This window comes from Burkholderia sp. NRF60-BP8, assembly GCF_001522585.2.
Taxonomy (GTDB): domain Bacteria; phylum Pseudomonadota; class Gammaproteobacteria; order Burkholderiales; family Burkholderiaceae; genus Burkholderia.
Window position 1 is genome coordinate 1074826 of the sequence record NZ_CP013372.1, and the last position, 21588, is coordinate 1096413.

The window sequence follows — 21588 nt, forward strand, 5'->3', positions numbered from 1 at the left end:
GCTAGAACGGCAGGTTGAGCGACAGGAAGCCGGTTTCGGAGCGCTCGCGCTGGCCGTCGTACGCGTGGCTGCTGACCTCGACGCCGTAGCTCAGCGTGATGTCGTGCTTGAACGTCCACGCATGCTCGAGACGCGCGCTCCACAGCGGGCTGGTGCCGAAGCCGCGCTCGTTGTACGCGCCGCCCGACACCGACAGGCGCTGTTGCAGCCCCGTGTCGCCCTTCTTCCACAGCGTCAGTTGATGCATGACGGTCGCCGCGGCCGCGTAGTCGCGCCCGGGGCTGAAGTAGGGCGCGTCCCGGCGCGTGTTGCTGTCGGTACCGAGATTCAGCGAGACGTTGACGAGCTGGTTCGCGGACGTGTACACGCGCTGCGTGGCGGTCGCCGCGATTTCCTGGTGCAGGTTCGAATCGCTGTAGCGGCTCACGCCGTAGCTCAGCTTGACTTCGCGCCGGTCGTTCTGGCGATACACGACCTCGACGTTCGCGGAGCGGCCCCAGATGTGCGCGGCATACGCTTTCCACGGCAGCGAGTTGTCGTTGGTGTCGAGCCCGGCGCCGACCGTCCAGTAGTCGTTCAGTGCATACGCGATCGTCCCGCGGCCGCCGGTTCGGCCGTCCGAGCCCATCGAGCGCGTGACTTCGCCCAGCACCGTGAGCGGGCCGTGCCGGTAGTCGCCGCCGATGCCCGTGCGCGTGCGGCTGACTCTGCCGCCGTCGGTCTGCGCGAAACCGTAGAACGTGTGCGAAAACACGCGCCAGTTGTCGCCGAACGGTTGCGAATACACATAGCTGTCCGACGTGAAGCTGTTGTCGGCCAGCGCGCTGTTGCCGTGCTCGAAACTGAGGTCGGTCGTGAACACCGGGCTGCGGTATGCGTTGTAGTCGCGTTTGAAGCCGCGCACGGCGCCGCTATCGGGGAACGTGTTGCCCAGGGTCTGGTCGACGGTCTTCGCGGTCGCGTAGTCGTCCGCCGTGAGCGACGCGCGGCCGAGGCCCGCGAGCATCTCGACGCTGTCCGGGTGATCGGTCAGCGACGCGCGATACATCGAGATCGCCTGGCGCGGATGGGCCTGGCCGGACACCGCATCGGCGTGCGCGGCGCGGATCTCCGCGTTGAACGGCACCTGTTGCTCGAGCTGTTCGAGCGCGGCGATCCCTTCGTTGGCGTGACCCGTGAAGATCAGGTATTGCGCACGCAGCCGGTAGTAGCGCAGGTAGTCGCTTTCTCCCGGACCGACGTGGGTCACTTGCTTGGCCGGCGGCAGCGACTTCTCCATGTCGTCGAGCACCTGCTTCGCTTGCGCCGCGCGGCCCTGGTCGACGTACGACCAGAACAGCCCTTCCTGCAACTCGATCGGACGCGTACGCGAGCCGTACTGGAAGCCGCGCGTCGCGCGATCCGTCGGCGATGCGGTGGCCTGCTTCAGCGCGCGCGCATACACGGCGTTCGCCTTGGCCGGCTCGCTCAGATACAGATAGGCGTCGCCGACGGCCGCGAGCGCGTCGATCGAGATTTCCGCGTTGGACGGAATCGTCTCGAACGTCGCGACGGCCGTCTTCATGTCGCCGCGTGCCGCGAGGGCGACTACCCGGTCGCCCGCGAGCGCGGTGCGCACCGGCGTGTACTCCGGCGTGGCCGGTATCCGCTTGTCGAGGTCGTCGGCCGCGCGCAGCGCGCTGTCGATTCCGTCGAAGCGGTCCGAACTCGTCATCGAACGCGACTTGTCGCGTCCGCCGCGCACCTGCTGGCGAATCGACAGTTCTTCCAGTTGCGCGATGTCGACGGCGGAGAAGGCGTCGGGGCGAGCCTTCGCTTCATCGAGCGCCTTGACCGCGCCGCCGCTGGCCGCGAGGCCGAACACGTCGTTGCGCACCGTCGCGACATCGGCCGTGCGCAGATTCGGCGCTTGTGCATTCGGTGCTTCGACGTCGGGCCCCTGCGATCGTTGGGTCGGCTCGCCGGGGAGCTGCGCACCGGGCGACTGTGAAGTCGGTTGTGGGGACGACGGCGGTGCGGTACCGGACGGCTGGGTCACGGGCGCGGGCGCATTCGGCATCGGCGTGCCGGATGCCTGAGCGGTGAGCGTCGGCGTAGCGGGCGTAGCCGGCGGTGCAGCGGTCGCGGTCTGGGCGAGCTGCTGCGGTGCATCCGACTTTCGCTCGCGCGGCGCAGACGTATCGGGCGGCGAAGTGTCGAATGCCTGGGCCAGCAGCATCGGCGCGTTCGACGCAGGCTCGACCGCTGCGGCGGCATTCGACGAGGTCGGCGCCTGCACCGCGGCGCTCGGTTGCGCGGCATCCGGGTCCACCACGACCGTGGTCGGCATCGCCGGGTTCGATCCCTGCGCGCTCTGCATCGACGCATCCGAGGCCCGAGCGATCGGCGTCGGCGCGTAAGGGGGCTGCGCGCCCGAACCCTGCGCGGCCTGCGTCGCCACGCCCGTCGGCTGCAGGTCGGGCGGCAGCGCATCCGGCGTGCCGCGGGATCCGGCGATTTCGCTCGCGCTGCGCGGCTCCGCGTCGCCTTCGGCGGCAAGGCACGAGCCGGACGCGACGAGCAGGCACAGAAGCGGCGCATGCAGGAGGATCCGCCGATTCGGCGGAGCGACGGTGGTGCATTGTTGTCGACGATTGTTGGCCACGGTGTGTCCTCACTTTGAAACGATCACATCGGTTGCACGCCCGACGACGCGCGTCGCCGGTCGTCGCATCGCCGGGCAGCGAGGCCAGGCGTCGTCCGACCGGTTCACAGGCGGTTGCGGATCGCTTGTCCAAGCAGCGCGCGCGATTCGCTGTTCTTCGGGTCGATGGCGAGTGCACGGCTCGCGTTTTGCTCTACACAACTCCATTCGTCGATCCGTGCGCACCAGCGCGCCTTGGCCAGAGCGCGGGCGCCTTCCAGCTCGTCGTGCGTGACGCTGGTGGCCTCCATATGCGACGTGTCGGCGATATACGACTGCGGTTGCTGCTTCGGCACGGGGTCCGGATGTTTTCTCGTGCGCGCCAGCGTTTGCGAACGTGACGTCCGGTGCGCATCGCCCGGGCGCGCCGTACGGCTGCCGGTCGACGCGGCGTGCGGGTCGGCCGCGAGCTTCGTCGCCGGCAGATGCGCGCGGCGTGGGTGTTTCGGTTCGGAACGGGCCGTCGTGTCCGGCGGCGCGGCCGGTTCGACCGCGGCCGACATGGCAGGCGCAGCCGAGGCGGACGGCGGAACCGGCCCGGCCTGCGCGAGCGTCGACGTCGAGCCGGCGGTCGCCGCCGGGCCGGACGCACCGCCGGTCGCGGTGACGATGAGCTTGCGGTACTTGCCGACGGCGGTTCCGATCACGCCGGCGATATCGTGCGTCACGCTCGCATGGCCGACCCTCGCGTCTCGCTCGACATACGCGAAAGCGCCGAAGATCGCGGCAAACGCGGCGATGCTGAGCGCCGCATTCTTTCCCGGACCCCACGAGGGTTTCGGCTGACGGACAGGCGAGTCGTCCGGTCGTTCTGCACGGGGCATTCAAGACTCCTTGATTCGATGCGTTCCACGAATGACGTGATCGCAGCGGGGCGACGCGACGCTCACCATCGCAACTGCGTCGTGAGCGTGCCCGTCTCGACGATCGCGAACTGGGTTGCTCCCTGATAGGTCCCTTCGACCCGATAGCTCGCATCGGGCACGCTGAACAGGCAGCGCGATCCCGATGCGTTGAATTCGACGAGCACGCGTCCATGCCGGCGCAGGCGCACCTGCACGTTGGAGAGCGGCTGCCCGGTGTTTCCGGACACGAAAGACACGCCCAGGTTGTACGGGCGGCCGTCGGGCGGCAGCGGCGCGGTACCGTCGATCCGCGCATCGCCGCAGATATACGAAATCACGTACCGGTTTGCTCCCGGACCGGACGCCGGCGGCGCCGAGGTCGCCGGTGTCTGTGCCATGGCGTTCATGCAGAGCGTGGAGAGCACGACGCTCAGAAAAGGGCGAGCATGCTGTCGAAGCGAGGGTGACATTGCAATCTCCCGTCCGGAGTCGATGACGTGCACCGACCCCGAGTCGAATTTGCCAACGTTCTTTTTGCGACACGCTATTGATACACGATGGTTTTTGAACCAACAACCGCGTGTGGCCCGAATGGGACGAGGGTAAAAGGTCCTATCTAAATAGGATAAGGAGGGATTGGTGAGGATCGCTTATTGCTGAATAAAGTCGATATTGCCGAACATGAAAATTGCTCGTCGGTAGCGATGATCGAGCACGCTTTGAATCACGTCGGAGGTATCGACGTTCCTGCCGAAAAATAACGACTGATAAAAGAAACTATTGCACCGGGATCGGCGCAAATCCATGAAAACAGGGCTTCGAGTCGCACATCATGAAATGAGGGTGCGCCATTTTTGGTTATTCCGATACTTACAGGTAAATCGAAACTTGTGTAACAAGGTATTTCTGTCCTGAAAATCGGCCTGAATATTCTTACTTAATACGGAAAGCAGTAAAAAGTACGATATGAATTCGCAAACGTTTGCGTTTTATCGAGATCGATTACAGTCGAGGAGGGATTAACGGCGTCGGATGGAATTATCGATTGCCGATGAAGGAACGCGCATGCGCGCCGTGGATATCCACGGCGCGAAGGCTTCATCAGCGACTGCCGCTCGCGCTTCGCCGCGCGCTGCGCATCGCTGGTGCGGCCGCCTCTTCGGCGCCGATCGCACCGTCGATCGCCGTGCGCGGCCGGTTCATGATGTAGGCCCACAGCTGCTCGGCCGCGAGCCCGCGCTTGCGCGCCGATCGATACAGGCGGATTTCGAGTTCGGTGATCCAGTCGCCGGTGCCCGCGCACACGAGCGTGCCGTCAGCGAGCTCCTTCGCGACGCAGCTCTCGGGCAGCCAGCCGATGCCGTGCCCGGCCACGACCATGCCTTTCAGCGCTTCGGACATGTGCGTTTCGAAACACCGGTGCAGGACATATGGCTCGGTCGCATTCAACAGCAGCATCTCGACGATGTTGCCGAGAAAGGCGCCCGACGAATACGCGAGCAGCGGCAGCGGCGCATCGGGCGTGCCGGGCAGCTGGAATACCGGCTTGCCGTGCGCGTCGGGCGACGACACGGGCAGGATCCGCTCGACGCCCAGACTGACGAACGGGAAGTGGTTCGGGTCGAGCACGATCGGCAACTGCGGATGGTGATAGCCGAGCAGCAGGTCGCATTCGCCTTCGACCAGTTGCTGCACGCCTTCCGGCACGTTCACCGCATTGACGCGCGCGGTCACGTGGCCGACCTCGCCGTTGAGCCGCTTGAGCCATTCGGGAAACAGCGTGAACACGAGCGTATGCGCGACGGCGAAGCGCACGACCTGGTCGCTCGCCGCGAACTGGTCATAGCCGTTCACGAGATTGCGCGCCGCATACATGCTGCGCAGGATGTCCGCGGCGAGTCCGCGGAACATCTGGCCGGCGGGCGTCAGCGCGATCGGATTGATGCTCCGGTCCACCAGCTTCGCGTCCATCCAGGTTTCGAGAGCGGCGATTCGTCTGCTGAACGCCGACTGCGTCAGGTGCCGGTGACGCGCGGCCCGTGAAAAACTCTTGGTATCCGCGAGGCTCAGGAAATCTTCCAGCCACTTTGCTTCCATTTCGATCTTCGCTTTTTATAGTCGGGCGCCTGAAAGGCGGCGCCGTCTGCTGACCAACGTTCTAGCGTACCGCGCCTCGCGCCGGTCGGGCCGATGTTTTTTTTCGATGGGTGTCAGTCGAAATATGCATGGGCATTGTCGGCGGGATTACGGCTGCATAGCGTTGAGGGGCCGGACCGGTTAACCGGACGGTTCACCGCATCGGACTGTCCCGGCCGCCCGGACGGCACTTCCCCTCAGGGCCGGCTGCGCCGTGTGCGTGCCGGCCCGCCCGCTGGCGGTCGTTCCGGGGGCCCGGCTCGCCGCTTTTGGTGCAGTGCAGATTGCACATCCGTGACACGCTGGAGAACTATGTTCGTCGGGCGCGGCGCCGCATCGGCCGTGCGCGCTTGCGGCGCACGGCCGGCGCCCGTCGCGTCGGGCGCTGCACCGTTGTGGTGCGAAATGCCGCACGGGCGTGCCTGGGCGGCGCAAAACAGGGGGATATCGAAGGGATCGAGCAAGGCACGTTCCTTGCAAAGCATTCAGTACGCCGGTCCGGCATGCGCAATGCCGGGGAAAACGATCGATGGAGAAAAGGTCGATGAAGCCATTCGATGAAATGCTGCAATCCGGCGACATGGTAAGGGCGCCTTACGCGCGCCTGAAGCAATGGCTCGACACGCAGAATCCCGCGAGCCTCGCCCAGAAAGCCCACGATGCGGAAGGCGTGTTCCGCAAGACGGGCATCACGTTCGCTGTCTACGGCGACGCGGAGGCCGCCGAGCGGCTGATTCCGTTCGACATCGTCCCGCGCATCATCTCGGGGGCGGAATGGAGCCGGCTGTCGCTCGGCATCGAGCAACGCGTGATGGCGCTGAACGCGTTCCTCGACGACATTTACCACCGCCAGGAAATCGTGCGCGCGGGCATCGTGCCGAAGCACCTGATCGCGCACAACGAGGCGTTCATCCCCGAGATGATCGACTTCCGGCCGCCCGGCAACGTTTACACGCACATCATCGGCGTCGACATCGTGCGCACCGGCGAGAACGAGTTCTACGTGCTGGAAGACAACGCGCGCACGCCGTCCGGCGTGTCGTACATGCTGGAAAACCGCGAGACGATGATGCAGCTCTTCCCCGAGCTGTTCCAGCAGGTGAAGGTGCGCCCGGTCGAAACCTATCCGCAGATGCTGCGCCAGTCGCTCGCGGCCGTGTGCCCGCCGGGCGGCAACACCGACAATCCGACCGTCGCGGTGCTCACGCCCGGCATCCACAATTCCGCGTACTACGAACATTCGTTCCTCGCCGACCAGATGGGCGTGCACCTCGTCGAGGGCAGCGACCTGCAGGTGATCGACGGCCGCGTCGCGATGCGCACGACCGAAGGCTTCCAGCCGATCGACGTGCTGTACCGCCGCGTCGACGACGCGTTCCTCGATCCGCTCACGTTCCGCCCGGATTCGGTGCTCGGCGTGGCAGGCATCATGGACGTGTACCGCGCGGGCAACATCACGATCGCGAATGCGCCCGGCACCGGCATCGCCGACGACAAGGCGATCTACTCGTACATGCCGGAGATCGTCGAGTTCTACACGGGCCGCAAGGCGATGCTGGAGAACGTGCCGACCTGGCGCTGCGGCGAGGCCGACAGCCTCAAGTACGTGCTCGAGCATCTCGACGAACTGGTCGTGAAGGAGGTGCACGGCTCGGGCGGCTACGGGATGCTCGTCGGGCCGTGCGCATCGAAGGCCGAACTCGAGGCATTCTCCGCGAAGCTGCGCGCACGTCCCGCGAACTACATCGCGCAACCGACGCTCGCGCTGTCCACGACGCCGATCCTGACCGACGCCGGCCTCGCGCCGCGCCACGTCGACCTGCGTCCGTTCGTGCTGGTGTCGGACCGCATCCGCATCACGCCGGGCGGGCTTACGCGCGTCGCGCTGAAGGAAGGATCGCTCGTCGTCAACTCGAGCCAGGGCGGCGGCACCAAGGACACCTGGGTGCTGGCCGACTGAGCCGGGCACGACCGCGCGCGCCGGAGCCGGCGCGCGAACCGAACGAAGACGGAGTGGACACGAGATGCTTCTGGGACGTACTGCAAGCGGTCTCTACTGGATGTACCGCTATATCGAGCGCGCGGAGAACATCGCGCGCATCGTCGATGCCGGGCTGCGGATGGCGCTTACGCGCACGGCCGACGCGCCGGCCGAATGGTCGTCGGTGCTCGTCAGCTCGGGCGCGGACGACGGCTATCGGCAGAAATACGACGCGTATGCGGCCGATACCGTGACCGACTATCTGCTGCGCGACCGCGACAATCCGTCGAGCGTGCTGTCGTGCATCGAGGCCGCGCGCTCGAACGCGCGGATGGTGCGCACGGCGCTGACGCGCGAGGCGTGGGAAAGCGTGAACGGCGCGTGGCTCGCGCTGCGCCGCGCGCTGGCGCAGCCGGTGCCGGAAAGCGAGCTGCCGGCCGTGCTCGACCAGGTGAAGCGCGAAACCGCGCTGATCCTCGGCAGCTTCTACAGCACGATGCTGCGCAACGAGATCTTCGATTTCGCGCAGATCGGCGCATTCGTCGAACGCGCGGACAACACCGCGCGGATCATCGACGTGAAATACCACCTGCTGCTGCCGTCGGTATCGCACGTCGGCACGATCCTCGACAACTACCAATGGGAGACGATCCTGCGCTGCGTGGCTGCACACCGTTCGTATCGCTGGGTGTACGACGTACAGTACAAGCCGCTCAACATCGCCGACTACCTGATTCTGAACGGCCGCATGCCGCGTTCGCTGCGTTATTGCTACGGGCGCGTCGTGTCGAGCCTGAACCTGCTCGCGAAGGATTACGGCGTGACACACCCGTGTCACGACACGGCCACGAAGATTCTGCAAATGCTGTCCGATACCTCGGTCGAGCGGATCTTCAAGAGCGGCCTGCACGAATTCCTGACCGACTTCATCGGCCGCAACAACAGCCTCGGGCTCGAAATCGCCCAGGCTTACAACTTCGACTGAGGCTTGCCATGCGACTCGCCATCCGACACATTTCGCGTTACCAGTTCGACGATCAGGCCACCCATGCACTGCAACGGTTGCGGCTGCGCCCGCAGTCGGGCCCCGGGCAAACGGTGCGCGCGTGGCAGGTCACGATCGACGGCGTCGAGCCGACGCTGTCTTACGCCGACGGGCTCGGCAACCGGATCGACCTCGTGCGCCACGATCGCGGCGCGAAGGCCGAGATCGTCGTCGTGGCGGCCGGCGTCGTCGAGACGCAGGACCGCGCGGGCATACTCGGGAATCCAGAAGGCTATGCGCCGCCGTGGATCTTCGAGCGCGAGACCGCACTCACGAAGGCGGGCGACACCGTGCGCGCGCTGACCGACGCGTTGCCGATCGAGCCGCGAGGCCTCGACGCATTGCACTGGCTGATGACGGAAGTGCACGGCCGCATCGCGTACGCGCCGAACCTGGCCGGCGATGCCGCCGTCGATGCGGAAACCGCGCTGCAAAGCGGCGAGGGCACGAGCCGCGACCATGCACACGCGTTCATCGCGGCCGCACGTGTGCTGAAGATTCCCGCACGCTATATCTCGGGCTACGTGCTGGCCGACAGCGCGATGCAGCGCATCGCCGATGCGAAACAGCATGCGGGCGACGTCGAGGACGAGGAAGCGCTGGCGCTGCAGAGCGCCGACGGCATGCAGCAGGCGCTCGGCGCGTCGCATGCCGTTCAGTCGCAATCGCAGGGGCAGTCGCAGGCGGCGCTCGGCACGCAGCCGCAAGCCGCGGCGCTGATGCAGCAGCCGGCCGGCCACGCGTGGGCCGAGGCCTATGTCGAAGGGCTCGGCTGGGTCGGCTTCGACCCGTTCATGAACCGTTGCCCGGACGAACGCTACGTGCGCATCGCGGTCGGCCTCGACCATCGCGACGCGCAGCCGGTGACGGGGCTCGGCGCGACGGCCGTCGGCGTCGAGATCAGCGTCGTGCAGACGCCGGAACTCGTCTGACCCGGCGCGCGCCTTCGCCGAATCCGCCATGCCGGGCCGCCGCGTCGGAAGCGACGCGGCGTGCGCGGCCGGCCCAACCCGACTCGAGCTCCCATGTCCATCCACGTCGCGCTGCATCACACCACCCGCTATCGCTACGACCGGCTCGTCAACCTCGGCCCGCAGGTCGTGCGGCTGCGGCCCGCGCCGCATTGCCGGACGCCGATCCTCGCGTATTCGATGACGGTCGAGCCCGCGCAGCACTTCATCAACTGGCAGCAGGATCCGTTTTCGAACTATCTCGCGCGGCTCGTGTTTCCCGAGCGCACCGAGCACTTCGAGATCACGATCGATCTCGTCGCCGAGATGTCGGTGTACAACCCGTTCGACTTCTTCCTCGAAGCGAGCGCGGAGCAATATCCGTTCAGCTATGACGACGCGCTGAAGACCGAGCTCGCGCCGTATCTCGCATGCGATCCGCAGACGAGCGCCGCGCCGCTGTTTCGCGCGTATCTCGACGGCGTGGACCGCACGCCGGCCGGCACCGTGAACTTCCTCGTCGCGCTGAACCAGCGGCTTCAGCGCGACATCGGCTATCTCGTGCGGATGGAGCCGGGCGTGCAGACGCCCGCGCAGACGCTCGAACTCGCGTCCGGCTCGTGCCGCGACAGCGCGTGGCTGCTCGTGCAGCTGTGCCGCCATCTCGGCATCGCCGCGCGCTTCGTCTCGGGTTACCTGATTCAGCTCACCCCCGACGTGAAATCGCTCGACGGCCCGAGCGGCACGTCGGTCGATTTCACCGACCTGCACGCGTGGTGCGAGGTCTACCTGCCGGGCGCCGGCTGGATCGGCTTCGATCCGACGTCGGGCCTGCTCGCCGGCGAAGGGCATATTCCGCTCGCGTGCACGCCGCAGCCGACGAGCGCCGCGCCGGTGGAAGGGCTGATCGACGAGTGCGAAGTGTCGTTCGAGCACGAGATGAGCGTGACGCGCGTGTACGAGTCGCCGCGCGTGACGAAGCCGTATACGGAGTCGCAGTGGGATGCCGTGCTGGCGCTCGGCACGCAGGTCGACGGCGCGCTGGCCGCCGGCGACGTGCGGCTCACGCAGGGCGGCGAGCCGACCTTCGTGTCGATCGACGATCGCGACGGTGCCGAGTGGAACACCGATGCGCTCGGTCCGACCAAGCGCGGCTACGCGACCGAACTCGTGCAGCGGCTGCGCGCCGAATACGGCGACGGCGGTTTTCTGCATTTCGGGCAGGGCAAGTGGTACCCGGGCGAGCAACTGCCGCGCTGGGCGCTGTCGATCTTCTGGCGCGCGGACGGCCAGCCCGTGTGGCACGATCCGTCGCTGTTCGCCGACGAGCGCGAGCCGTCCGCGTATACCACCGACGACGCGAAGCGTTTCATCGACGCGCTCGCCGCGCGGCTGAACCTGACCGGCGAATTCATCCGGCCCGGCTACGAGGACGTCTGGTACTACCTGTGGCGCGAGCGTCGGTTGCCCGTCAACGTCGATCCGTTCGACGCGCGCCTCGACGACGAGCTCGAACGTGCGCGGCTGCGCAAGGTGTTCGAGCAGCAGCTCGACAGTGTGGTCGGCTACGTGCTGCCGATCAAGCGCATGGACGATTCGTCGGGCGGCGATCGGCCGGGCCTCGACGGGCCGCGCTGGCAGACGGGCCCGTGGTTTTTCCGCGACGAGCGGATGTATCTGGTGCCCGGCGATTCGCCGATGGGCTATCGGCTGCCGCTCGATTCGCTGCCGTGGACGGCCCGCGCCGACTATCCGTACCTCGTCGAACGCGATCCGTTCGCGCCGCGCGATGCATTGCCGGACGCGGCCGCCATTCGCGCCCGCTACGCGGGCCCGGCCGACGCGCCGCGCTATCTGGCCGGCTTGCATCGCGAAGCGTCCGCGCCGACCGTGATGCAGTGGCGTGCCGACGGCGCGGCCGGGAGCGAGCGGCCGGGCGCCGTCGACCCGCATCGTCGGCCCGAGCGCTTCGAATCGGCCGCGTGGATCACGCGCACCGCGCTGTGCGTCGAAGTGCGCAACGGCATCCTGTACCTGTTCATGCCGCCGCTCGCCGCGCTCGAGGATTATCTCGACCTGCTCGGCGCGATCGAGTCGACCGCGCACGCACTCGGCGTGAAGCTCGTGCTCGAAGGCTATCCGCCGCCGCGCGACGCGCGACTGAAGCTGCTGCAGGTGACGCCCGATCCCGGCGTGATCGAGGTGAACATCCATCCGGCCGCGAGCTTCGACGAACTCGTCGACCAGACCGAATTCCTGTACGACGCTGCGTGGCAATCGCGGCTGTGCAGCGAGAAATTCATGGTCGACGGGCGGCACGTCGGCACCGGCGGCGGCAACCACTTCGTGCTCGGCGGCGCGACGCCGGCCGACAGCCCGTTCCTGCGCCGCCCGGACCTGCTCGCGAGCCTGATCGCGTACTGGCACAACCATCCGTCGCTGTCGTACCTGTTCTCGGGGCTGTTCATCGGGCCGACGAGCCAGGCGCCGCGTGTCGACGAGGCGCGCAACGACCAGCTCTACGAGCTCGACATCGCGTTCGCGGAGATCCAGCGCAACAAGCTGCTGTTCGGACAGGACATGCCGCCGTGGCTCGTCGACCGCGTGCTGCGCAACCTGCTGATCGACGTGACCGGCAACACGCACCGCAGCGAGTTCTGCATCGACAAGCTGTATTCGCCCGATTCGTCGACCGGCCGGCTCGGCCTGCTCGAACTGCGCGCGTTCGAGATGCCGCCGCATGCGCGGATGAGCATCGTGCAGCAACTGCTGCTGCGCGCGCTGGTCGCGCGCTTCTGGACCGCGCCGTACACGACGCCCCTCACGCGCTGGGGCACCGCGCTGCACGATCGCTTCATGCTGCCCGCGTTCCTGAAGATGGATTTCGACGACGTGCTCGCCGAATTGCGCGACGCCGGTTTCGCGTTCGATTCCGCGTGGTTCGCGCCGCATTTCGAATTCCGTTTTCCGTTGTTCGGGCAGATCGCGGTGAACGGGATGCAGCTGTCGCTGCGCGGTGCGCTGGAACCGTGGCACGTGATGGGCGAGGAGGGCGCAATCGGCGGCACGGTGCGCTACGTCGATTCGTCGGTCGAACGGCTCGAAGTGCGCGTGACGGGGCTGAACGACAACCGGCACGTCGTGACCGTCAACGGCCGCGCGCTGCCGCTGCAGCCGACCGGCACCGTCGGCGAATACGTCGCGGGCGTGCGCTACAAGGCGTGGTCGCCGCCGTCGGCGCTGCATCCGACCATCGGCGTGCATGCGCCGCTCACGTTCGACGTCGTCGATACGTGGCTGCAACGCTCGCTCGGCGGCTGCCGATATCACGTCGCGCATCCGGGCGGGCGCAATTACGCGACGTTCCCCGTCAATGCGTACGAAGCCGAAAGCCGCCGGCTCGCGCGCTTCGTCGAGATCGGGCACACGCCGGGGCGGATGGATGTCGCGGCCGCCGCGCCGAGCCGTGAATTCCCGTTCACGCTCGACTTGCGGCGGCCGTGATCGATCGATGACAGGGTGGACGACGATGCGGGGTTCGCGACCTCCCGGCGGCCGCGCCGGAATGCTAGGATGCGGGCAGATTGCGGCCGTGCGCCGCGGTAGCTTGCCGCCGGTGCGGCGGCGCGCATGTGCGGTTGCACCCTGACGACGGAACGACATCGTGCCGCCCATTGACCTTGATCATCTCGCCGCTCTCGACGCGATGCCCACGCTTTTCGATTCCGGCGCCCAGCCGGACGCCGCCGAACTGGCCGCCGCGCTCGCGGCGCCGGCGGCAGCCGGCCGTTACGACGAACTGCGCGGCAGCGCGGCCGGCCTGAACGCGCCCGCGCTGGCACCCGCGTGGCGCAATTTCTTCACGTCGATCGGCAGCGACGGCGTGGCCGACCTCGACCGCCGCGCCGACGCGCTGCACCGGCGCATGCGCGAGAACGGCCTCTTCTACCAGTTGCACGAGCAGCGCGCCGGCGACGGCGCGGTCGGCCCGTGGTCGCTCGACCTGCTGCCGCTGATCGTCACGCCCGAGGACTGGGTCGCGATCGAGCGCGGCGTGCTGCAGCGCGTGCGGCTGCTCAACGCGACGCTGGCCGACCTGTACGGGCCGCAGACGATCCTGCAGCGCGGGCTGTTGCCGCCCGCGCTCGTCACCGGCCACCCCGGCTACCTGCGTGCGATGCGCGGTGCGCACGTGCCGGGCGATACGTGGCTGCACGTCGTCGCGTTCGATCTCGCGCGCGGCCCCGACGGCCAGTGGCGGATCGTCGCGCAGCACACGCAGGGGGCGGCCGGGCTCGGCTACCTGCTGGAGAATCGGCTGATCGTGTCGCGGCTCTTTCCGCGCGGGTTTCGCGGGCTGCGCGTGCAGCGGCTTGCATCCGCGTACCGTGCGCTGCTGCAGAGCATGCAGTCGCTCAGCCCCGCCGCGAAGAATTCGCGGATCGTGCTGCTGACGCCGGGGCCGCACAGCGCGACCTATTTCGAGCACGCGTATCTCGCGCGCTATCTCGGCCTCACGCTCGTCGAAGGCGGCGACCTGACCGCGCGCGACAACCGTGTGTTCCTGAAGACGCTGAGCGGCCTCGAGCCCGTGCACGGCATCCTGCGACGCGTCGACGACGCGTGGCTCGATCCGCTCGAACTGCGGCCCGATTCGATGCTCGGCGTGCCGGGGCTGTTGCAGGCCGTGCGCGCGGGCAACGTGCTGCTCGCGAACGCACCGGGCTCGGGCTTCCTCGAATCGCCGGCGATGCTCGGCTTCATGCCGCGTCTCGCGGAAGGCTTGCTCGGCGAAACGCTGACGTTGCCGGCCGTGCATTCGTGGTGGTGCGGCGAGGCGGCCGCGTGCGACGATGCGCTGCCGCAGCTCGCGCGCGGCATCGTCAAGGCATCCTATCCACCTGACGTGCAGGAAGGCGGTGCATTCGAACCGGTGATCGGCGCGCGGCTCACGCAGGCGCAACTGGCGGAATGGCGGGCGCGGATTCTCGCGCGGCCCGAACATTACACGGTGCAGGCGGATCTGCCGCTGTCGCAGGCGCCGACCTGGCCGCGACCCGATGCGCCCGACGGCAACGGCAGCGCGCGCATCGTGCCGAAGCCGTTGCTGCTGCGCGTCTTCGCGCTCGCCGACGGCGCGCAGCGCTGGCGGCTGCTGCCGGGCGGGCTGTCGCGGGTCGGCACGCGCGACACGCTGTTCAACGCGCCGATGCCGCGCGGCGGCAGCACCGTCGATACGTGGGTGATGACCGAGGGCATCGTCGATTCGACGACGCTGCTGCAGACGCACCTCGGCCCGGACGATCTCGTCGAGCGGCCGCGCGCGATCGCGAGCCGTGCGGCCGAGAACCTGTTCTGGCTCGGCCGCTACACCGAGCGCGCGACCAACCTGATGCGCCTGGCGCGTGCCGCGCTCGAGCGGCTGCGCGGCGAAGACGACGTCGACAGTCCCGCGCATCTGGAGCTGATCGATACGTTGTGCCGCGATACGGGACTGATCGCGGCCGACGCGCCGCAGGCCGTCGATGCGCCGCGCGCGTTCCAGCACGAGCTGGCGACGTCGCTGACGCGCGGCGCCGATCGCACGTCGGGGATCGCGTCGTGCCTGTTCGGCATGCGCGGCGCGGCTGCCGCGATCCGCGAGCGGCTGTCGAGCGATCAGTGGCGGCTGATCGACGACGCGACGCAACTGTTCGCGGACAGCGCAGGGCAACCGGAGGCGGAGGAGCAGATCGGCAACGAGGCGCTGCAGTTGCTGGAACGTCTCGGCCTGCTGCTTGGCGCGATCACCGGCGCGCAGACCGACAACATGACGCGCGACGACGGCTGGCGATTGCTGTCGATCGGCCGGCAGATCGACCGGCTCGACTTCCTGTGCAGCGTGCTGAAGTTCGCGTTCGACGAAGGCGCCGTGCATCGGCAGGACGGCTTCGAACTCGTGCTGGAACTGTTCGACAGCACGATCACGTTCCGTTCGCGGTTCCAGCGCGGCTTCGACGTCGCGCCGCTGCTGTCGCTCGTCGTGCTCGATACCGACAACCCGCGCTCGCTCGGCTGGGTCGTGCAGGCACTGCGCGGCCGGCTGACGAAGGTCGAGCGCAGCGAAGGCTATGCGCTGTCCGAGTTGGCCGAGACGGTTCCGAACATACCCGCGTGGTCGTTGCACGAGCTGTGCGAGACCGCCGAAGGCGGTCGGCACGACAAGCTGCTCGCCGCGCTCGACACGACGGCGAAAGCGGTGTGGGAGTTGTCGAACCGGATCGGCGAGCGCTATTTCAGTCACGTGCGCGAGGCGGGCAGGACGCTATGGTGACGACGAAAGGCGTGCCGAAAACACCGGCCGGCGCCGCAAACGCGCGGCAGGCGCCGGCTGCCGCGGCCTCGGCGCCGATCGCGACGGATGCGCCGGCCGCCGTCGCGCCGGGCCGGTTGCTGCGCGTCACGCACGACACCGAATATCGTTACGCGGCGCGCGTCGAATCCGCGCAGCACCAGGCACGCCTGCAACCGCTCGCGACGCCGCGCCAGCAGGTGCTGTCGTTCGCGCTCGACATCGAACCTTCACCGGAAACGGTCTGCACCGAGATCGATGCGTTCGGCAACGCGCGGGCGTCGTTCGCGCTGAATCAGCCGCACGACACGCTGCTGGTGCGCAGCCGCAGCACCGTGCGCGTGACGCCGCCCGCGTGGTCGCTCGGCGCGCGCGGCGAGCCGCCGCCTGCGATCGCGAACCCGGACGCCGCGCATGCCACCGCCTGGGAGGCCGTGCGCGACCGCTTGCGGTTCCGCGCGGGGCAACCGTACGATCCGGCGAGCGAGTTCGTGTTCGCGTCGCCGCACGTCGCGTGCGACCCCGAACTCGCCGCGTACGCGGCCGCGAGCTTCACGCCGCAACGGCCGCTCGTGCAGGCTGCGTGGGACCTGATGCGCCGCGTGCATGCCGATTTCGCGTACACGCCGAACAGCACCGACATCACGACGTCGGCGCTCGATGCGCTGCGGTTGCGCAAGGGCGTCTGCCAGGATTTCGCGCACGTGATGATCGGCGCGCTGCGCTCGCTCGGGCTGGCCGCGCGGTACATCAGCGGCTACCTGCTGACGCAGCCGCCGCCCGGTCAGCCGCGGCTGATCGGCGCCGACGCGTCGCATGCATGGGTCGACGTGTACGATCCGGCGTGGCCCGAGGACGGCGGCTGGCTGCAACTCGATCCGACCAACGATCGTGCGCCGGGCGACGACTACGTGATGCTGTCGGTCGGCCGCGACTATGCGGACGTGACGCCGCTGCGCGGCGTGATCCGTGGCGGCGGCGCGGATCAGGAGCTGAGGGTCGGCGTGACGGTCGAGCCGCTCGATGCGGCTTGAAGGGCCGCCGGGCATGGCCCGCGCGCTTTAAGTCTTCGTTAATACTGCACGCCTAGCATGGTGATGCCGGCGAACGGCTCGGGCCCCGGTCCGGCGCGCCGGCGGCACGCGCGGGTGCGTCGACGTCATGGCGCCGCGCCGTCGCGCGGCGCCATTTTCATGCAACGGCGGCAGACCATGATCAAGCACTTCGACTACACGCTCGGCGGCGAGACGATCGAGCTTTGTGCGAGCTTCGGCGCGGGCCCGGCATTGCGCCGCGTGCTCGTGAGCCGCGCGGATTCGATGGAGACGCTGGTGGTGCTCGACGCGCGCGGGCTGTCGGGCCTGTTGAAAGTGGCGACCGAGGAACCGGAAGGGTTGCTCGACGACGCGATCCGCAAGGTCGGCGACGAACAGCTCGTCGAGCGGGCGATCAGCGGCAGGACGATCGTCGAAGCGGCGTTGTGATCGGGCAGCGCGGGTGCGTGCGGTACGCGCGGAAACACGCGCCGCGTTGCGTGACGTTACTCAGGCCGCGAACCGGTCCGTCGCCGCGACCAGCGCTTCCAGAATCCCCGGTTCGTTGTATGCATGCCCGGCGCCGGGCACGATCTCGAACGTCGCATCCGGCCACGCCTTCGACAACTCCCATGCGGTACGTGCCGGCGTCGCGATGTCATAGCGGCCCTGCACGATCACGCCAGGAATGCCGGCGAGCCGGTGCGCGTCGCGCAGCAACTGGCCTTCCTCGACGAAGCCCTTGTTCACGAAGTAGTGGTTTTCGATCCGCGCGAACGCGAGCGCGTAGTGGCCGTCCGCGAAGTGCGCGGCGAGCGCGGGATCGGGCAGCAGCGTGATCGTGCGGCCTTCCCAGACGCTCCACGCGCGTGCGGCTTCGAGCTTCGCGGCTTCGTCGTCGCCCGTGAGGCGGCGATGGTAGGCGGCCATCAGGTCGCCGCGCTCGGCCTCCGGAATCGGAGCGAGGAAGTCTTCCCAGTGATCGGGAAACAGCCACGATGCGCCTGCCTGGTAGTACCACAGCAACTCCGCGCGACGCATCGTGAAGATGCCGCGCACGATCAGCGCGCTCACGCGTTCGGGGTGGGTTTCCGCGTACGCGATCGCCAGCGCGCTGCCCCACGAGCCGCCGAATACGAGCCATTGCTCGGCGCCGACCATCTCCCGCAGGCGTTCGATATCGGCGACCAGATCCCACGTCGTGTTGTTCTCGAGGCTCGCATGCGGCGTCGAGCGTCCGCAGCCGCGCTGGTCGAACAGCAGGATGTCGTAGCGCTCGGGATCGAACAGACGGCGATGGTCGGGGCCGCAGCCGGCGCCGGGGCCGCCGTGCAGGAACACGGCAGGCTTGCCGGCCGGGTTGCCGCAGCGTTCCCAGTAGATGCGGTGGCCGTCGCCGGTGTCGAGGTGGCCGTGGGCGTAAGGTTCGATCGGTGGATACACAGGCAGACTCCGGGTGAGGGTCGAGAGAACGCGGACGAGGCGCGGACCGGTGTGCGGACGCGTACGGCTGCGGAGATTGCTGCGCCGCAAAATTCGTTGCGTGGGCATCGGACCGGCCGCCGCCGGACAAGGCTTGTCATTATGCCCATTCGTCATGCCGGACGTTGGCGCGCCGTCGCCTCGTCGGCGGCATGTGTCACGCGGATTTTTGAAGCAATTTCATTCCGATATTTTTCATACAAAATCCCGGCGGCGGGTCGGCGGGCCAATCGGGCGCCGGCCGATTCCCGTTCCTTCACCGTGCCAACGGACTCCAGCCGATGAACCATCGCGTCACGCAGTTGACCGGGTTGCGCGCCGTCGCGGTCGCGATGGTCGTCGTCGGTCATGCCGAGCATGTGCTGCCCGGCGGCTATACGGGCTGGTACGCGCCGTTGCGGCTGATCGCCGACGGCCGGCTCGGCGTGCTGATCTTCTTCGTGCTGAGCGGTTTCCTGATCACCAACGTGCTGCGCGCCGAGTTCGCGCGCACGGGCGGCGTCGCGCTCACGTCGTTCTACGTGCGCCGCGCGTTGCGGATCTGGCCGGCCTGCTACGTGTATCTCGCGGCCGTTGCGATCGTGGCCTTCACCGGCTCGTTCGACGTCGATCGCCGGCAATGGCTCTATGCGGCGCTGCACCTGTGGAATTACTCGGCGTGGTTCGGGCTGACCGGAGACAACTCGTTGCATCCGGACGGTGCGTGGTACCTCGGCCATTTCTGGTCGCTCGCGCTCGAGGAGCAGTTCTACTGGTTCTGGCCGCTGCTGTTCGTGTTCGGCATCCGCCGCGCCGGCACGCGCTGGCTGGCCGCGCTGATCCTGATCGTGCCGCTGGTGCGCGCCGCCACGTATTTCCTGGCGCCCGCGCTGCGCGGACAACTCGGGATGATGCTGCATACGGGTATCGATCCGATCCTGATCGGCTGCTATGCGTCGCTCAACCGCGAACGGCTCGAAGCGTGGATAGGTTCGTGGCGCGGGGAGGCGCGCATCGTGACGGCGCTCGTGTTCGTCGTACTGCTCGGCATGCCGCTCGCCGAACACCGGCTCGGCGGTTTCTGGAATGCGACGTACGGCGTGACGCTCGAAGCCGCGCTGATCGCGCTCGTGATCGTCGTGCTGAATTTCCGCAGCGAGTTCTGGTGCGCGCGCTGGTTGCGCGCCGGGCCGGTGGTGTTCGTCGGCACGATTTCGTTCAGTCTTTATCTGTGGCAGCAGCCGTTTGCGAATCCGCGATTGCCGGTGCCGCACGGGTTTCCGCTCGGCATCGTGTGGGCGCTGATTGCCGCGACCGCCAGCTACTTTCTCGTCGAGAAACCGTTCCTGCGGCTCAAGGATCGCTATTCGGCGCGCGAGGCGCGACGCGTGCGGGGCGATGCGTTGCGGATGCCGGCGCCGACCGATGCGATCGGGCCGAAGGTGGTGGAGTAGGCGGGCGGGGCAGTGTCGTGCCCACGGCGTTACTTGAAGCGTTTCATCGCGGCCGGCGAATACCAGAAGTTCCGGAACATGTCGATTCCATAGGACTTGCCGTCGTAGTGGACGATCGTGCGTGCCGTGCGCTTGCCCGTATCCGAGTAATCGCCGTTCTTGCGTTGCGTCTGCGCGATGTGCGCCGTGATCGACAGGTCGGCGAAGCCGTGGCTCGACGTTTTCTCGACGGCGATCGTCATCCGGGCCTCTTCGCTGCGCGCATCGCCTGCACCCGGGCCGCAGGCGTCGCCTTCGACGCTGACCCAGCCGTAGAGGTTGGTGCCGAACACCGGGCGGATACGGCTGCCTTCGCGCACCCACAGCGTCAACTCTTCACCGGCGTTGGCATCCGGGCAGCTCGGCCCGCGTGCACTGCTGGTAAACACGACGCCGAACGCGCGTACGTCGGGCGTCAACCGGTAGGGCGCCGTGTCGATCCGATAGCTATTCTCACCGATCTCCGTCGCCGCATCCTCTTCGACTACCGACCGCTCGGCCGCCACGACCTTGCCGCCCTCGACGAGCGCGATCACCTGCAGCTTTCTGCTTTCGTCGGGATTCTTGCTCTTCGGCAGCGAATCGAATGCGACGGCCGCGATCGTCGTGCCCGGCGCGTTCGGCATGGCCTTGCACGACGACGCGACGACGAGCCGGTCCGCATCGCGCGTGGCGATGCGTGCGCTCGCGATGCCGGCCCAGCGGGCGATGGTTGTCACGGTTTCGTCGCTGCAAGCCTGGCTGTCGGCGGCGTGAACGATGGGGGCGGCGGCGAGCACCAGCAGCGGGGCGAAGCGCAGGATTTTCATTGTCGTGATCGGAGATGTTGTTTTCATTGATATGCGTGGGAGGCGCTTACCGACCCATCGGTGACGTTCAGCTCCCTCCAAAGCGGACGTTGAAATTAGTAGGGTTCACCGTTCTTGTGCTGGAAACCCCACTGGCCGTTTGAACCCATCACAGCAACGAGATCGTCCGTTGCATAGCTTACTGCGTCGCCAGATACCCTGCTGCCGACCTCGATGATCGTGGCATCGGCTGCCGAGTTATTTTGTAGATGGTGCGCCATGCCATTCGCGCGAAACCCGGCGCACATTCCAGGTCGCATGAGGTAGCTTTCGTCACCGACGTAGAGGGTGACCTCGCCGCTGAGGACATACACCCACTCGTCCTGTTTCGAGTGCCGATGGTGCAGAGCAGACACCGCGCCGGGGCTCAACGTCGTCAAGTTCACACCAAACTGACTCAAACCGAACGGATCGCCAAGAGGTTTCTTCTCCCGTCCCGTCATGCGCGAGGCAAACGGCTCAGGGTAGTTTGAAGGTTTGGTACGGGGTATTGCATCGGCGGCGATCATGCAAGCTTGGGGCTGATCCATTTGCAATCCTCACTCCGTCAAAATAGGCAAAAGAGATTGTGGAAATGCATGACGGAGACGTCAATCTTGATTCGAACAATCAACCTATCTTTCGATTGGTCGTGAGCCCCAGTTGCTTTAGGCGCTTTTTTGCTGCGATTGTCAGCGATGCTGGCATAGGGCCCAGTGTCCCTTCCTGGCCGAATGCCGACAACGTGTTCCACGCCTCAGGAATTTGCAAATGACAACAAAAAAGGCCCTCGCGGGCCTTT

15 protein-coding genes are annotated in these 21588 nt (G+C 67.2%); 8 read left to right on the plus strand and 7 right to left on the minus strand.

Annotated elements, in window-relative coordinates:
• Nucleotide 1: 1 nt before the first annotated feature.
• The 4 genes from pgaA to WS54_RS05020 all read right to left on the minus strand — a co-directional run bounded on the left by pgaA (nucleotide 2) and on the right by WS54_RS05020 (nucleotide 5625).
• Nucleotides 2-2644 carry a poly-beta-1,6 N-acetyl-D-glucosamine export porin PgaA gene (gene pgaA / locus WS54_RS05005; RefSeq protein WP_059783843.1) on the minus strand — a complete coding sequence of 881 codons (2643 nt, stop codon included), beginning with the start codon at nucleotides 2642-2644 and terminating at the stop codon, nucleotides 2-4.
• A 104-nt stretch (nucleotides 2645-2748) separates the two neighbouring features.
• Nucleotides 2749-3507 (minus strand): hypothetical protein, encoded by a 759-nt coding sequence (locus WS54_RS05010; protein WP_059783841.1) that lies wholly within the window; start codon nucleotides 3505-3507, stop codon nucleotides 2749-2751.
• Between the two features lie 62 nt (nucleotides 3508-3569).
• A complete protein-coding gene (locus WS54_RS05015; RefSeq protein ID WP_034205057.1) occupies nucleotides 3570-3998 on the minus strand; it encodes a hypothetical protein in 429 nt (142 codons plus the stop codon).
• Between the two features lie 631 nt (nucleotides 3999-4629).
• A complete protein-coding gene (locus WS54_RS05020) occupies nucleotides 4630-5625 on the minus strand; it encodes a LysR substrate-binding domain-containing protein (RefSeq protein ID WP_059783839.1) in 996 nt (331 codons plus the stop codon).
• Between the two features lie 583 nt (nucleotides 5626-6208).
• Here WS54_RS05020 and WS54_RS05030 point away from each other — a divergent pair.
• The 7 genes from WS54_RS05030 (at nucleotide 6209) to WS54_RS05060 (ending at nucleotide 17455) form a co-directional block, all read left to right on the plus strand.
• Entirely contained in the window at nucleotides 6209-7624 is a 1416-nt protein-coding gene (locus tag WS54_RS05030) for a circularly permuted type 2 ATP-grasp protein (protein ID WP_034205055.1), read from the plus strand.
• Nucleotides 7625-7688: 64 nt separating this feature from the next.
• Nucleotides 7689-8630: an alpha-E domain-containing protein gene (locus WS54_RS05035; RefSeq protein WP_059500757.1), complete on the plus strand. Its 942-nt coding sequence runs from the start codon at nucleotides 7689-7691 to the stop codon at nucleotides 8628-8630.
• A gap of 8 nt (nucleotides 8631-8638) precedes the next feature.
• Nucleotides 8639-9622, plus strand: coding sequence for a transglutaminase family protein (locus tag WS54_RS05040; protein ID WP_034205053.1), 984 nt, complete (start codon nucleotides 8639-8641; stop codon nucleotides 9620-9622).
• 93 nt (nucleotides 9623-9715) lie between these two features.
• Complete coding sequence (locus WS54_RS05045) at nucleotides 9716-13144, plus strand: transglutaminase family protein (protein WP_059783837.1); 3429 nt, start codon at nucleotides 9716-9718, stop codon at nucleotides 13142-13144.
• 202 nt (nucleotides 13145-13346) lie between these two features.
• Nucleotides 13347-15953: a circularly permuted type 2 ATP-grasp protein gene (locus WS54_RS05050; RefSeq protein ID WP_059783836.1), complete on the plus strand. Its 2607-nt coding sequence runs from the start codon at nucleotides 13347-13349 to the stop codon at nucleotides 15951-15953.
• The gene (locus tag WS54_RS05055) at nucleotides 15947-17005 is read left to right on the plus strand and encodes a transglutaminase family protein (RefSeq protein WP_059783834.1); all 1059 of its coding nucleotides are present in this window, start codon (nucleotides 15947-15949) and stop codon (nucleotides 17003-17005) included. The genes WS54_RS05050 and WS54_RS05055 overlap by 7 nt, the downstream gene beginning before the upstream one ends.
• 177 nt (nucleotides 17006-17182) lie before the next feature.
• Nucleotides 17183-17455, plus strand: a complete 273-nt coding sequence (locus tag WS54_RS05060; protein ID WP_059785052.1) for a hypothetical protein — start codon at nucleotides 17183-17185, stop codon at nucleotides 17453-17455.
• 60 nt (nucleotides 17456-17515) lie between these two features.
• Here WS54_RS05060 and pip read toward each other — a convergent pair whose 3' ends face one another.
• Nucleotides 17516-18448, minus strand: a complete 933-nt coding sequence (pip, locus tag WS54_RS05065; RefSeq protein ID WP_059783833.1) for a prolyl aminopeptidase — start codon at nucleotides 18446-18448, stop codon at nucleotides 17516-17518.
• A gap of 320 nt (nucleotides 18449-18768) precedes the next feature.
• On the opposite strand from pip, the gene WS54_RS05070 reads away from it, so the two are divergent.
• Nucleotides 18769-19920: an acyltransferase family protein gene (locus WS54_RS05070; RefSeq protein ID WP_059783830.1), complete on the plus strand. Its 1152-nt coding sequence runs from the start codon at nucleotides 18769-18771 to the stop codon at nucleotides 19918-19920.
• 29 nt (nucleotides 19921-19949) lie between these two features.
• On the opposite strand, the gene WS54_RS05075 is transcribed toward WS54_RS05070, so the two are convergent.
• Nucleotides 19950-20768: a hypothetical protein gene (locus WS54_RS05075; RefSeq protein ID WP_059783828.1), complete on the minus strand. Its 819-nt coding sequence runs from the start codon at nucleotides 20766-20768 to the stop codon at nucleotides 19950-19952.
• A gap of 95 nt (nucleotides 20769-20863) precedes the next feature.
• A complete protein-coding gene (locus WS54_RS05080) occupies nucleotides 20864-21337 on the minus strand; it encodes a cupin domain-containing protein (protein WP_059783826.1) in 474 nt (157 codons plus the stop codon).
• Nucleotides 21338-21588: the final 251 nt, after the last annotated feature.

Excerpts from the sequence above, each read along its gene's own strand:
- WS54_RS05010 (WP_059783841.1), bottom strand. The coding sequence starts at position 3,507 with ATGCCCCGTGCAGAACGACCGGACGACTCGCCTGTCCGTCAGCCGAAA.
- WS54_RS05040 (WP_034205053.1), top strand. The coding sequence starts at position 8,639 with ATGCGACTCGCCATCCGACACATTTCGCGTTACCAGTTCGACGATCAG.
- WS54_RS05035 (WP_059500757.1), top strand. The coding sequence starts at position 7,689 with ATGCTTCTGGGACGTACTGCAAGCGGTCTCTACTGGATGTACCGCTAT.
- WS54_RS05075 (WP_059783828.1), bottom strand. The coding sequence starts at position 20,768 with ATGAAAATCCTGCGCTTCGCCCCGCTGCTGGTGCTCGCCGCCGCCCCC.
- WS54_RS05020 (WP_059783839.1), bottom strand. The coding sequence starts at position 5,625 with ATGGAAGCAAAGTGGCTGGAAGATTTCCTGAGCCTCGCGGATACCAAG.
- WS54_RS05060 (WP_059785052.1), top strand. The coding sequence starts at position 17,183 with ATGATCAAGCACTTCGACTACACGCTCGGCGGCGAGACGATCGAGCTT.
- WS54_RS05045 (WP_059783837.1), top strand. The coding sequence starts at position 9,716 with ATGTCCATCCACGTCGCGCTGCATCACACCACCCGCTATCGCTACGAC.
- WS54_RS05015 (WP_034205057.1), bottom strand. The coding sequence starts at position 3,998 with ATGTCACCCTCGCTTCGACAGCATGCTCGCCCTTTTCTGAGCGTCGTG.
- WS54_RS05070 (WP_059783830.1), top strand. The coding sequence starts at position 18,769 with ATGAACCATCGCGTCACGCAGTTGACCGGGTTGCGCGCCGTCGCGGTC.
- WS54_RS05030 (WP_034205055.1), top strand. The coding sequence starts at position 6,209 with ATGAAGCCATTCGATGAAATGCTGCAATCCGGCGACATGGTAAGGGCG.
- WS54_RS05080 (WP_059783826.1), bottom strand. The coding sequence starts at position 21,337 with ATGGATCAGCCCCAAGCTTGCATGATCGCCGCCGATGCAATACCCCGT.
- WS54_RS05055 (WP_059783834.1), top strand. The coding sequence starts at position 15,947 with ATGGTGACGACGAAAGGCGTGCCGAAAACACCGGCCGGCGCCGCAAAC.
- WS54_RS05050 (WP_059783836.1), top strand. The coding sequence starts at position 13,347 with ATGCCCACGCTTTTCGATTCCGGCGCCCAGCCGGACGCCGCCGAACTG.